Genomic DNA, 12,731 nt, shown 5'->3' with positions numbered 1-12,731 from the left:
GCCGGGTCAGAGCTCCTGCTGATGCCCGTCGAGCGTGATGTGGGGGGCGAGGGCTCGCAGGAAGTCGGCGGCGTCGAAGATCTCGCCGGCGGAGGCGACACCGACGGTCTTGGTCCGGCCGGTCAGGACGCGGTCCAGGGCTTCGACGACGAGGGGCGCGGTGACGGCGTAGATGTCCCGGCCGGCCGCCGTGGCGCGGCGTTCGGCTCCGCCGGAGCGGACCAGGACGTCGACGAGGAAGGTCTGGTCGGAACGACCGCTCCCGTCGGCGGCCGTCGGGGCCGGGGTGTCGGTGGAGGCGACGTCGCGGGCCGCCTCGATGCTCATGTAGGTGGTCACGTCCGGGATGGGGAGGTGCTGGGGGACGGTCACGACGTCCGCCATGGTGAACTCCCCGATCACAGGCCGCCGGCCGAGAGGCTGGGGGAAGTCCCAGTCGAGGGTGGGGGAGGCGTCGGTGCGGTGCTCCCACCGGCCGCCGTGGTAGCGCAGACGGCGCGCGCCGCGTCGCTCGCGGGAGACCGCGCCGGACAGGCGGGTGCCGGCGGTGGGGTGCCAGCTGCTGAGCGCGTAGGCGATGTGCGCCTCGTCGGCGGAGGTCCAGTCGTCCATGGCCGCGGTGGCCAGCAGGTCGCCCAGGCCGCCGAAGAAGGCCATGGCCGGGACGATCACCGCCCCCGCGTCCTTGGCGCGGTCGCGGTAGTGGGCGAAGGTGTCGAGGTTGGCCTCGATCTCGGCGGCCACGTCCAGGTACGGGATGCCCGCGCGCAGCGCGGCCTCGATCACGGGGCCCGTCGTCGAGGCGAAGGGCCCGGCGCAGTTGATGACCGCCGCCGTGCCCGCCAGGGCGCGGTCCAGCGAGGCGGCGTCGTCCGCCGACGCCACTCGTGCCTCCAAGCCGTTCTCGTCGGCCAGCTCCCGCAGCGCCTCCGCGTTGCGCCCCGACGGCACGGCCACGAAACCACGGGCGAGCAGCTCCGCGACCACGAACCGCCCGGTGTGACCGTACGCCCCGAACACCGCTACCCGTCGGCCAGACTCCATGAGACTGCTCCCTGCATTCGTACGTCCGCGACGGTCTCGTTCCGCTGCGGCCCGATGTGATGCCCTCATCGTGCCGGGCCGCATGAGCCCCGCACGAGAGTCGGAAACGACGGGACGCGTACACTTTCGGACATGCATCGTGTTGCGCTGGCCGTCACGGACGGCATGCTCCACTACGAACTGTCCGTAGCGGTCGAGATCTTCGGATCCGACCTCACCCATGTCGTGAACCCCTGGTACGACTTCGCGCTGTGCGGGCCCGGACCCGTGCGCGTCGGCCGATTCGTCCTGGAACCCGATCAGGACCTGGGCCACCTCGCGCACGCGGACACCGTCATCGTCCCCGGCTGGGCCGACACCGACCGCGAACCCCCGGCGGAGCTGCTCGACGCCGTACGTGCCGCCCACCGTGCCGGTGCTCGTGTGGCCTCCTTGTGCACCGGCGCCTTCGTCCTCGGCGCCGCCGGCCTGCTCGACGGCCGGCGCGCCACGACGCACTGGGCCCACACCCGGGAGCTGGCCCGGCGTCACCCCGCCACCACCGTCGACCCGGACGTCCTCTACGTCGACAACGGCGACGTCCTGACCTCCGCGGGAAAGGCCGCCGCCATGGACCTGTGCCTGCACCTGGTACGCCTCGACCACGGCTCGGCCGACGCGAACAGGATCGCCCGCCGCCTGGTCATCCCACCGCACCGCGACGGCGGCCAGGCCCAGTTCATCGCGACCCCCCTCCCCGCCCCGGGCAACCACCCCCTGACCGACCTCCTGCCCTGGGCCCTGGAGCGACTGGACCGGCCCCTCAGTGTCGAGGACCTGGCCCGCCGGGCCCGCATGAGCTCCCGTCACCTGGCCCGGCACTTCAAGCACATCACGGGCACCACCCCGCTCCAGTGGCTGCACACCCAGCGCATCCGCCGCGCCCAGGAGCTCCTGGAGACCACCGACGCCACCGTCGACACCATCGCCGAGACCACCGGCATGGGAACCGCCACCACCCTGCGCCGCCACTTCCACCGCAGCGTGGGCGTCCCGCCCGACGCGTACCGCCGTACCTTCCGCGCGTGACCGGTGCCGCCTCACCGTCCCTCCCCGGCCCGCGGCCGGACGGGACGTCGGCGTGCCGGGGCCGGGCTGACGGCGCCACGACCGCCCAGCTGCCCGGCATGGCCCGGCCGCGTGGCGCCGCGTCGAAGCGGATCCTCTCGCCCAGCGGCGACTCGGGGCGGTGGCTCGCCATGCCGTGCGCCCGCTCGTGGACCCGGGACCGTCAGCCGATCTGCTCTGCCAGGGCGAGGAGGATGCCCGACGGGCCCCGGAGGTAGCACAGCCGGTAGACGTCCTCGTACTGCGCCACCTCGCCGATGACTTCCGCACCGTGGGGGCGCAGACGGGCGATGGTGTCGTCGATGTCGTCGACGGCGAACATGACGCGATGCAGACCCAGCGTGTTCGGCGGCGGGTTCCGCGGCTCGCAGCCGACCACCGCGGGGTTGTGGTACTGCGCGAGCTCCAGCTTGCCGTGGCCGTCCGGAGTCCGCATCATCGCGATGTCGCTGCGGACCTGGTCGAGTCCGACGGCCTGGTCGGCGAAGAGCCCCTCGATCTGTGCCCTGCCCTCGACCTCCATGCCCAGTTCGCTGAAGAAGGCGATGGCGCCCTCCAGGTCCTCGACGACGATGCCGACGTTGTCCATCCGATGAAGCACCATGATCGTTCTCCCTCTCCGCTGCCGCCTCTTCGAGGCCACCGGTATACCGGGGACGGAGCCGGCGGCCCCGTCTCGACACCCGGAAAGGGGCTGGGTTCCGCAGGCCCGCGCGTTGACCCCGCTGCACGGTCAGAGCCTGTCCGGGGTGCCTGCGGCCACGCGCGAAAGATCCCCCGCAACCGCGACTCTCGCTGCCGTGATCCCCGCGCCGCCGCTCGCAGTCCAGCCGGCGCCCGCCGCGAGCGCGTCCACGGCGCACGCCGCTTGCCGGTCTGTCGTGACGCCCGGACTGGTGCGGCGAAATCGGCTCGCCGCGTCGGCGGACCAGATGGCAGGGTGCGGAGCATGACGCCCCAGCATCAGATCCGTGCCGACTACGACGCTCGCACGATCGTGGTCTATCAGGCGTACTCACCTGCCATCGCTGACCCGGCACTCCGGGCCGGCCGCTTCGTCGCGCCGTTCTCGTTCCACCGGATGACATGGATCAAGCCGTCGTTCATGTGGTTGATGCACCGCAGCAACTGGGCCCGCAAGCCCGGCCAGGAACGCGTTCTCGCGGTGCGGATCACCCGGGAGGGCTGGGAGGAGGCCCTGTCCCAGGCCGTGCTGACGACCGCCGACCCGGCGGCGGTGGCCCAGGCAGCCGTACACGTCCAGTGGGACCCGGAGCGTTCGCCTCGCGGAGCGGCACTGAACCACTACAGCATCCAGGTCGGCATCGGCCGTCACCTGATCCGCACGTTCACCGACGAGTGGATCGTCGGTCTCACCGACCTCACCCCCCTGGTTCGCAAGGCCGCGACGCTCATACAGACCGGGCACGCGAGCAAGGCGCAGCGGCTGCTTCCTGCGGAGCGCGCCTACCCGATGCCCCGGGCGCTGGAAGGCCTCGTTTCCCCCGGCAGATGAGGGCGGACCGGTGAGGGTCCGCCCCCCCGAGCCATCGCCAAACGAGCGCCTACGGCACACGCCGTAGGGCCTGTCCGGCGCTTCCGGTCGGACAGCGACCGGCCTTCCGAGCCGGCAGTGCGGGGACGGGCCCTACGAACGGCGGGCCAGCAGGTGGGAGTCGAGGAAGCCCCGTTCGGTGGCCGGGTCGTGGAGCAGCCGGGCGAAGGGCACGAGACCGGCGTCGGCCAGTAGTCCGGCAAGGTCGTCCGCCGGCCAGCTGTAGGCAGGCGTCACCTTGTGGTCGAATCGGATCGGCTCCGGTCCGTCCGTCCCGAAGAAGGAGACCAGGAGCAGGCCGCCCGGGGCCAGGACGCGTGCCTGTTCGTCGAGCAGCTCCGGCAGTTCCCGCGGAGGGGTGTGGATCATCGAGTAGTGGGCCAGTACGCCTCCGAGCGCACCGTCCTCGATCGGCAGGGACTCCATCCGCGCCTCCTGGAAGCGCAGCCCCGGATGGGCCCGGCGGGCGTGGTCGATCATGCCCGGAGAGAGGTCGAGCCCGAAGGCGTCCAGGCCCAGTTCGTTCAGCATGGCCGTGAGATGTCCGGGCCCGCACCCGACGTCCGCCGCCCGTGGGTTGCCCGTCGCGCGCACCAGTTCGGCGAAGGTGCCGATCATGGCCCGGGCGAACGGCCGTGCCTCCAGCCGGTCCGCGAACAGCGACGCGTACAGCTCGACGACACCGTCGTAGGCCGCCTTGGTCTCGTCCCGATGATTCGCCACAGGACGGACCCTATAGCCGGTCGGGGCAGTGGTCTTGTGGCGGGCCGAGATGAGGTGGCGGACGGGGTGGGGGAGCGGATCGAACCCCTGACGCCGCACATGGACGTCTCGTTGACAAGGTCGGCTAGGATCTACCGGGACATCGCGTGTCGATCACCGGCTGGGTGAGGCATGGAGGTGTCAGAAGGTGCCTTCGGAGGCATTCCTTGTCAGTCGAGTTGAACCACACGATCGTCCATGCCCGGGACAACCGGGAGTCCGCCCAGTTCTTCGTGGACCTGCTGGGCGTTGAGATCACCGCAGAGTGGGGCCCGTTCATCGCGGTCCGCCTGAGCAACGGCGTCACGCTGGACTTCGCCACCATCCCCGCGGACCACATCGTGATGCAGCACTACGCCTTCCTGGTCTCCGAGGAGGAGTTCGACGCGGCGTACAGGAGGATCTGCGAGCTCGGCGTCGAGCACTATGCCGACCCGCAGCGGCAGCAGCCCGGCGCGATCAACCACAACGACGGCGGCCGCGGGGTGTACTTCATGGACCCCGCGGGCCATGCCATGGAGCTGATCACCGTGCCGTACGGCGGCTGGACCGCGTAGGCACCTGCGCTGCGGGCCGCACCCCGTCCCCGGGGTGCGGCCTGCGCCCCCAGTGCCCCACCGTGACCTCGGCTGAAGGAACTGCCCCTCGTCGAGCGGCGCTTCGTCGCCCGGCTGACGGTTCGGGCATATCCGCATGCGGTGGCTCGGTCGCACCATGAGAATGACCGCATGGTTCACCAGATCGAAGTGCCCGACCCTGGCGATGCTGAATCCGTGGGCCGTATGTTGCTCACGGCCTGGCTCCAGACCTACCCGAACGAAGACGCCGGCGTTGATGAGACATGGATTCTCGAGCAACGAGGGTCTGCTGTCTCCGCGGAGGGCATAGGGCAGTGGCAACAGTTCATCGAGGAGGTGATACGTCACCCAGAGCTGCTGTTCTGCCGCGTCGTCCGTTCCGGGGCGCAGATCGTCGGAGTCCTCTGCGGCCGCCGGGACACCGTGGTCGGTCTCGGACCGATGTACCTGCTGGACGAAGCCCAAGGCCAGGGCACCGGCCGCCGGCTGATGGACGAGTTCCTGGCATGGGCGGACGATGTCCCCATGCGCTTGTGGGTGACTGAGTACAACGAGAGAGCGGTCCGGTTCTACGAGCGATACGGGTTCGAGCTCACGGGTGAGCGCGAGCTGTGGCGAGGCAGGTTGCCCAACGTGCGCATGGCCCGTGATCTGGTGACACAACCCGGGAACGCATGAGAACCGACCATGCCGACGAGGCGCGGGTCACTTCGACCCGATGCCTTTGATCTCGGTCGGAGTTCCGTCCGGGGCGAAGGAGTGGTGGAAGGTGAAGGCGTGCGGCGCGGAGCCGTGCTCGTGGAGGTGTTCCAGCTTGGAAACCCCGTCCTGCCAGGCGGGTATCGCCTCGTCAGAAACCCACCAGAGTACGTAACTCGGGTGTCCCGTCCTCTCGAACCAGTCGTAACGCCTGTTCAGAGCCGCACGGTGCAGACCGGTGTAGATGGCGTCGAAGGCCGAGTGCGGGTCGGTCCAGAGCGAGAGGGTGGCGTCCAGGGCGGTGGTTCCCGCCGCTCGGCCCTTGCCGTACCAGGTCGGTACGGCGAACTCTCCCCATGCACCCCAGTCCAGGTCGAAGTGGGTGCCCAGGGTGCTGTCTGCCGCTTGGGCGCGAGTGAGGTACCCGGGATGCTGTCCGATCTTCTGGTAGATGGCCTTGCCGGCGTCCTGGAGTTCGCGCGTGAGGGGTGTGGGATCGGTGAGAGGTGACTTCAGGACGCCGAATGTGTACAGCGCGAGGCGGGGCATGTCTCTCCTTGGTTGGGGGCGCCTGGTGCGGACCAGGTTCGGTGGCATGCGCACGGGGCGACGACTCGTGGGGCGTGATCGACCGACTCGTCCCGTCGCGCGCTGCTCAGCCTCGAACAACTCCTGGGCGACCATGCGTGATCGCCGCGGACCAGGTGAAGGTAGCTGCCTCAGCAGACCCTGTCCAAGTTGCGTTTTCCCAGCCCAAGTGCCCTCCTGTACCGGGCATTCCGGGTTCGGGGGCGGTGCCGGAGGGGCAGGCTGCGGGGTACCGGCGATCACGAGCAACACGCCGCCCGGGTCCGTCGGAAGGCGCTTCGGCCGACGAGTCGGAAGGCGATTCCACCAGCGCGTCGCCAGAGGACCGGGACGCAGTGCCATGGGAGCCGCGCGGGGCCGGCATGGACGAGGCGCGACGCGCTGGGGGCTGTAACGCCCTGACGGGACCGAGGTACCGTCACCTGGACGAGGCGCGACGACGTCATCGCCGACGCGCGTTCGTTCCCGCTCCGCCTACCCGCGGTCGCCGAGAAGAAGAGCGTCCCTTATCTCACTGAGCTTCGCGGTCGCCTCCGGGGTCCGCTCCCGCGCCTGCTCGGCGAGTCGGAGGGCCTCCTCGATCTCACGAAGCTTCGCGGAGGGCAGGACGCCTGCCCGCTCGATCAGTTCGTCCCGGGACACCGTGGTCAGCCACGTACAGGGGATGAAACCCGGGCGCGGGAACGCGAGCCGCAGCACACCTTCGAAGGGCAGCCCCTCCATGGCGCCCACGGCCACTTCGACACCGAGACCGCTGATGTCGACACCCGCCGGGGCGACGACCTGCATCACCCGGACCCCGGACGCACTGTCTCCCGACAGCAGTACGGCCGGCCGCCGCTCGTCGAACTCGACCCACCAGACCTCACCACGTCGCACAAGTCCTCCTCATACAAGACGGCGGGCGGACGCACACACGCTGCGCCCGCGTACCGGGTGATTGCCGGATGGTCAGGTCACGGACGGGAGACTACGTCAGCCCGGGGCGAGAACCCTGATACGGCATCGGTCAGGGCTTCGGCTTCCTGGCGGATGGCTTCGAGCACTCGGTCTGCATCCTTTGGCCTACTGCGTTCTCGACCCTACGAAGGACGATCTTGAGGCACCGCCGCGAGAGGGTTGACCTGTGCGGACAACCATCGGATACACCCTCGAAAGCATCGGCTACGTCGTAGGAGCCCAGGGGCTCGTGAGCTTCGCTTCGCAGACCTTCTTCGGCACGGAGTGGGGCTGGATGCACAAACTCGTCGACCTGCCGTCCTCCGCCTACCTCGGCATCGTGGCCGTGGGGCTGGCGCTCGTCATCGGAGGGGTGAAGACGCGGAAGGCGCCCGCGCGCCAGCGGGTCGCCTGACCCGAGCTGACGGCGGGCTGCCTCCGCGGTGGCCTGTGTGGGGGTGGGGTTCAGCTGCGCCCTGCGTGCCGGGCGCAGTTTGGCCTGGGCCGCTGTTCGATGGGGGAGCCGAGGGCGTGTCGTCCGGTGGGGGCTACCAGCCTTCGATCACGTTGCTGGCGGTGGTGAAGGTGGCGTCGCCTCGGCCTGACCACGCCTTCAGGATGCCGGTGGTGTCGTCCCGGGCGATGAGATCGGCTTTGCCGTCGCCGTCGAGGTCAGCGGCTGCGGTGGTCTGGCCGAAGCTCCAGCCGCCGGTGACGTTGGTCGGGGCGTTGAAGTATCCCTCCTTGTTGTGTGTCCAGATCTTGAGCCGGTTCGAGGTGGGCTCACGAGCGATGATGTCGGCCGCGCCGTCGCCGTTGAAGTCCGCCGCGGTCGTCTGGGTGAAGTTCCAGCCCGCGGTGACTTGCCAAGGGCCCAGGAACTTGCCGGTGTCGAGGCCGGACCAGATCTTGAGGTTGCCGGCGGCGTCGCGGGCGATGAGGTCGGTCGTGTGGTTGCCGTCGAAATCGGCGGCGGTGGTCTGGGTGAACTCCCAGTCCTCGGTGACCGTCGTGGGGGCGTTGAAGGTGCCGTCGCCCCGGTTGGTCCAGATGCGGAGGGTGCCCCTGGGAGGGGCGCCCTGACGGGCGGGGCCGTCGTAGCGGGCCAGGATGTCCGCCTTGTGGTCGCCGTTGAAGTCCCCGGCGACGGTCTCGGAGAAGTCCTGCCAGCCGTTGGTCACATGGGTGGGGGCGGCGAAGCTGCCGTCGCCGAGGCCGAGCCGCATCTGCAGCGCGCCCGAAGGGTCGTGTCGGGCGAGGACGTCGGAGATCGAGTCGCCGTTGAAGTCGGCTGACACGGTTTCCCCCATCGGCAACGGCACACCGTTGGAACGGTCGGCGAGGGTACGCGCGAGGAGCTCCGTGCCGGCGTCGTTGAAGTGCAGCCAGTCGGTCGTTTCGCCCTCCTCGGCGAGTGCGTACGTGCTGCGGAGCGCGTAGGGGTCGTCCGTGTCCCGGGTGGCGAGGTCGAAGTCGACGTAGGCGTCGATGTCGCCCGTGGTGCGGATGTACGCGTTCACCGACTGGCGGACCGCTTCGTGGATGCGGAAGTTGGAGGACGCGTAGAGAGCGGGGTAGGCGGTGTAGCCGGAGAACCCGGGGATGGTGGCGACGGTGACGCGGATTCCACGGGCGCGTGCCTGGGCGGCGAGCTTCTTGATGCCGTCCGTGACGTCCGCGGCTGATGCTCCCTCGTGGACGATGTCGTTGACGCCCTCGTAGAGGACGACCTCGCGGACGTTGGGCTGGGCGAAGACGTCACGGTCGAGGCGGTTCAGCGCACTGGGCCCCCTGTCCGGGTGATCTTCGGGATCCTTGATGAGCCGGTTGGAACTGATGCCGGCGTTGAGGACTCCGCTGCCGTCGCCCTTCTCCCTGAGGAAGGCCGCGTAGAAGTCGGGCCAACGCCGGTTGGCGTTGGTGGTGCTGCGTGCGGCGTCGGTCTGGGAGTCACCGAGGGCGACGACGGTTCCCGGATTGCCGCTGGTGGCGACGTCGATGCCGTTGAGCAGCCCCCAGAACGTGAGGTCCTTCTTGGTGAAAGCGGTCTCGCTCACGTCCGTGGTGTGATCACCACCCTGCCAGGCGGTGGTGTACGAGGTCGCTTTGGCGTACCCGTGGTAGGAGAACACCTTCACGGACCCCGGCAGGTGGTAGCTGACCAGCAGGCTCTTCCCGGCCGTGACGGGGAAGGGAACCGGATCGCTGACGAGTTCGCCACCCGCGGGGATGGTCGCCTGCTGGCTGCCCCGGAAGGTCAGGGTGGCCGGGGTCTGCGTGGCGCTTCCTCCCGCGGCTTGTGTGGCCACCGTGACATGCCCGAGCTTCAGAGGACTGGGGGAGAAGGTGTTGGCGAACCGCAGGCGGGCCGTGGTACCGCTCGTATGAGGACTGACGACCATGCGGAAGGTCTGGTTCGTCCAGTCGGGGTACGCGGCCCCCATCTTCGTGGTGGTATAGGCAGAACTGAAGGCCGTGCCCCAGCTCCCGGTCCAGAAGTCGCCTCCAGGTGCTGCCGGGGTGCTCCGCACCGCAGCGGAGAAGACGTGCAGGCGCTTTGCGGCGGTGGCGGCCGGCAGGGTGACGGCGCTGACGGTCTTGCTCTGGGTGATCGGAACGGTCACTGCGTAGAGATTCACCGGGGTGGTGGCCCGCGCAGAGCGGTTCAGGACGACAGCGGCCACGACGGAGCTGCCTGTGGCCCAGTCTCCGACCTTGTCGAGATCGTATGCCGAGGTGGTGCCGTCGCTGTAGTGGACCTCCCCCGAGCCACTCACCGCGCCACCGGTCGAGGTGAGCAGGAATCCGAGGGCATTGCCGGAACCGGACACGGGGACGGTCTGCTGGTCGGCGATGATGTTGTCCGGCTGACCGGGGGCCACGTCGGGGAGCGTGTACGTGGTGGCGTTGACGGTGACGTTCGCTCCGCGGGTCCAGCCGGCGGCGTTGAGCGCGTCGGCGGACAGGCTGTTGCCCGCGCCGTCGAGGTCGGCGATGCTCGGATTGGCGTTCGTCGCGATGCCGGCGTTGTTGAATGCGCTGCTGAACGAGGGATAGATCGTGTCAGCGGCGCTCGCGGGCGTCGCCGCGAGTCCGGTGGCGGCCAGCCCGATCACGAGGGCGGCCGCCACGGACCTCGTCCTCGTGAGTCTGAATGTTGTGCCAGGCATGACAGGAACTGCCTTTCGTCGCTTCGTCGCTTCGTCGCTTGCGGGGACCGCCGCCGGTGCAGAGGCCTTCGGCGGAAGGGGCGGTGGTCGAGACTGATGCCGGCCTAGCCGGCGGCGTGAAGTATGCGGGTCGATGGGGATCACCGAGGCCCGGGTGACCATGGTCCACTGCACGGGGTCAGGTCAAGCGGGCCGGCTTCTCACCTGAGTCGTCGCCACCTTGTGCGCGAAGGCGGCCCCAGCGGGGCTGTCGGCGCAGTCGTGCAGGTGAGGGCATCGATCTCCGGATCGCCGGAGGCTCCGTGGGACGGCCGCCCGGTCGGGTGTGGACATCCCGGTTGGCGCGGAGAGTCCGGTAGACGGCGTGAACGGTCCTCGGCCGTGAAGCCGTCGACTGCGTCGTGTCCTGATCGTTCTCGTGTGAGCGGTACAGCGGTCTCTCCGTTGCCGGCACCGCATGGACCGTGTGGAGGGACCGTGTCGCGTTGGACGGCCCGAGGAGCTGCCGACCGGATCCGACAGGTCGGGAGACGGGGCAGGTGCGCACTGGCGGGAGACGGCAGCGGCCGACGGCGACGACCTGCCCTCGCCCTCCCCCCTTCGGCCCGCTCGTCCTCACGAAGGAGAACGAGAGCTCCGGATCCTCCGTCTCCCCGGCGCGCGTACCCGGCTGCTAGCGTGGCGGCATGCGCGTCCTGGTGATCGGGTGTGGCGGCTACGTCGCAGGGCTGATCCTCCCCGCCCTGGCCGCTCGGCACGAGGTCACCGTGCTCGACCCGCGGCCCAGCACCGGCGCCCACACCCACCGCACCGGATCCGCCACCGATCCGGACGACCTCGCCGCCGCCATGGTCGGCGCCGACGTCATCCTGCACACCGCCCTCGCCAACCCCGCCGGCCACCAGCTGGCCGACGCCGCGCACGCCTTCGAAGTCAACGTCACCTCCGTCCACCTCGCCCTGGCCGCCGCCCACGAGGCCGGCGTCCCCCACGCGGTGCACCTGTCCAGCCTCTCCGTCTACCGCGACCTCACCACACGCCGCCTCGACGAATCGGTGCCGCCGGACGCCACCGACCTGTACGGCCTGACGAAACGCCTGGCCGAACAGGTCTGCCACGCCGCCGCCTTCGAGTGGGACATGTCGGTGACCGTGCTGCGTCTGGCCTGGCCGACCACCGACCAGGCATGGCCCGCCTGGGCACTGCCCGGCCAACCACCCAGGACCCACACCGCGGACGGTGCACCGGTCCACGCCCTGGCCGCCGACGACCTGGCACGAGCCGTGCTGGCCGCCCTCGAGCACCGCGACGGCTTCGACGTCTTCCACATCACCGGCACGGACCAAGACGGACGCTGGAGCCCCGCCAAGGCCCGCGACGTGCTGCGCTGGGAACCACGACGCCGCTGACCACACGTCCGGCGACAACACCCCGGCCAGGTAGGTCAACCACCGCGACGGCCACGTGCGCCGGCTCGCCTCCGCGCACGTCCCCCGACGGTGACCCTGTCGAAGAAGAGGCTGGGCGGGTCCTGACTCCGCGTACGGCGGGGAGCCGGCCGGGGACTCTGCCCGTTCCGGCCGACCCTCGGCACCTGGACACCGAGGCTCAGGGCGCCGGATGACCGCCAGGCCCGTAAGGCCTCACTCGGCGCGGGCGGACAGAGGCCCGACGGGGTGTCACGACGCCCAGTTCACGCCGCGCGGAACGGTGCGGGGCGCCCCGGCTCCGGCTGAATCGTGTCAAGCGGCACCGCTGCGCCGGTCAGGGCGTCGGCGTCATCGCCACTGCTGACGCGCCTTGCGGTTCGTTTGCGGTCGGATACCACCGGTGGGCAGCCGGCGCCCGACCGGCGAACGACCTGTTCCAGAGGCCTTCCCAGACGACGCGAAGCGGTATGACAGGGGGCGATCAGCCCCTACTAGCGTCCACGGCATGACAACGAAGAAGCCCCTTGCGGGCAAGATCGCGGCCATCGCCATCGGTGTCGCCGCCGCCACTCTCGCCGTCACCACGTCGGCGTCCGCATCGACCCTCGGCTACGCCGAGGTCTGGCACGGCGACGACTTCGCCGTGGCCAACGGCAGCAACGTCTACGTCTACGACGGCGAGTCCGACGGCAACGGGGTCTTCGCGGACTTCCGGCTGGCGGACGGCAGTCACCTGTCCCAGTGGGATGGCACCGGACACGACTCCACTGGCTCCTCCGTCACGTACTGGTCCAGCGTGACATCGATCCGGGTCTGCGAGGACAACAAGGGCTGCTCGAGCTGGAAGAACCTCTGACCG

The 12,731-nt window shown here is 69.9% G+C and carries 13 protein-coding genes; 7 read left to right on the top strand and 6 right to left on the bottom strand.

The genetic code is table 11. The annotated features are described in order from the left end of the window. Positions 1-6: 6 nt before the first annotated feature. Complete coding sequence (locus OG309_RS01050; protein ID WP_329417431.1) at positions 7-1,044, bottom strand: saccharopine dehydrogenase family protein; 1,038 nt, start codon at positions 1,042-1,044, stop codon at positions 7-9. Between the two features lie 132 nt (positions 1,045-1,176). Here OG309_RS01050 and OG309_RS01045 point away from each other — a divergent pair, with 132 nt between their 5' ends. Continuing rightward, entirely contained in the window at positions 1,177-2,112 is a 936-nt protein-coding gene (locus OG309_RS01045) for a helix-turn-helix domain-containing protein (RefSeq protein ID WP_329417429.1), read from the top strand. A 202-nt stretch (positions 2,113-2,314) separates the two neighbouring features. Here the strand turns inward: OG309_RS01045 and OG309_RS01035 are convergent, their stop codons facing one another. Beyond that, complete coding sequence (locus tag OG309_RS01035) at positions 2,315-2,755, bottom strand: VOC family protein (RefSeq protein ID WP_329417427.1); 441 nt, start codon at positions 2,753-2,755, stop codon at positions 2,315-2,317. 345 nt (positions 2,756-3,100) lie between these two features. Between OG309_RS01035 and OG309_RS01030 the strand changes: the two genes are divergently transcribed. Then, positions 3,101-3,667 carry a DUF4291 domain-containing protein gene (locus OG309_RS01030; RefSeq protein WP_329417425.1) on the top strand — a complete coding sequence of 189 codons (567 nt, stop codon included), beginning with the start codon at positions 3,101-3,103 and terminating at the stop codon, positions 3,665-3,667. A gap of 132 nt (positions 3,668-3,799) precedes the next feature. Here the strand turns inward: OG309_RS01030 and OG309_RS01025 are convergent, their stop codons facing one another. Beyond that, positions 3,800-4,429 (bottom strand): class I SAM-dependent methyltransferase, encoded by a 630-nt coding sequence (locus OG309_RS01025; RefSeq protein WP_329417423.1) that lies wholly within the window; start codon positions 4,427-4,429, stop codon positions 3,800-3,802. Positions 4,430-4,635: 206 nt separating this feature from the next. Here OG309_RS01025 and OG309_RS01020 point away from each other — a divergent pair, with 206 nt between their 5' ends. Beyond that, positions 4,636-5,025 (top strand): VOC family protein, encoded by a 390-nt coding sequence (locus tag OG309_RS01020; RefSeq protein WP_329417421.1) that lies wholly within the window; start codon positions 4,636-4,638, stop codon positions 5,023-5,025. A gap of 171 nt (positions 5,026-5,196) precedes the next feature. Continuing rightward, complete coding sequence (locus OG309_RS01015) at positions 5,197-5,724, top strand: GNAT family N-acetyltransferase (protein ID WP_329417418.1); 528 nt, start codon at positions 5,197-5,199, stop codon at positions 5,722-5,724. 27 nt (positions 5,725-5,751) lie between these two features. Here OG309_RS01015 and OG309_RS01010 read toward each other — a convergent pair whose 3' ends face one another. Beyond that, positions 5,752-6,294 (bottom strand): DUF3291 domain-containing protein, encoded by a 543-nt coding sequence (locus tag OG309_RS01010; protein ID WP_329417416.1) that lies wholly within the window; start codon positions 6,292-6,294, stop codon positions 5,752-5,754. Between the two features lie 513 nt (positions 6,295-6,807). Further along, the gene (locus OG309_RS01005) at positions 6,808-7,212 is read right to left on the bottom strand and encodes a type II toxin-antitoxin system PemK/MazF family toxin (protein WP_329417414.1); all 405 of its coding nucleotides are present in this window, start codon (positions 7,210-7,212) and stop codon (positions 6,808-6,810) included. Positions 7,213-7,522: 310 nt separating this feature from the next. Here OG309_RS01005 and OG309_RS01000 point away from each other — a divergent pair, with 310 nt between their 5' ends. Further along, a complete protein-coding gene (locus OG309_RS01000; RefSeq protein WP_329417412.1) occupies positions 7,523-7,687 on the top strand; it encodes a hypothetical protein in 165 nt (54 codons plus the stop codon). A gap of 133 nt (positions 7,688-7,820) precedes the next feature. On the opposite strand, the gene OG309_RS00995 is transcribed toward OG309_RS01000, so the two are convergent. Beyond that, positions 7,821-10,403 carry an FG-GAP-like repeat-containing protein gene (locus OG309_RS00995; RefSeq protein WP_329417410.1) on the bottom strand — a complete coding sequence of 861 codons (2,583 nt, stop codon included), beginning with the start codon at positions 10,401-10,403 and terminating at the stop codon, positions 7,821-7,823. Between the two features lie 725 nt (positions 10,404-11,128). On the opposite strand from OG309_RS00995, the gene OG309_RS00990 reads away from it, so the two are divergent. Beyond that, entirely contained in the window at positions 11,129-11,851 is a 723-nt protein-coding gene (locus tag OG309_RS00990) for an NAD-dependent epimerase/dehydratase family protein (RefSeq protein ID WP_329417408.1), read from the top strand. Positions 11,852-12,377: 526 nt separating this feature from the next. Next, entirely contained in the window at positions 12,378-12,728 is a 351-nt protein-coding gene (locus OG309_RS00985) for a hypothetical protein (protein WP_329417406.1), read from the top strand. Positions 12,729-12,731: the final 3 nt, after the last annotated feature.

It is taken from the genome of Streptomyces sp. NBC_01268 (genome assembly GCF_036240795.1).
Taxonomy (GTDB): Bacteria; Actinomycetota; Actinomycetes; order Streptomycetales; family Streptomycetaceae; genus Streptomyces.
This window is presented reverse-complemented; position numbering and strand designations above follow the sequence as displayed.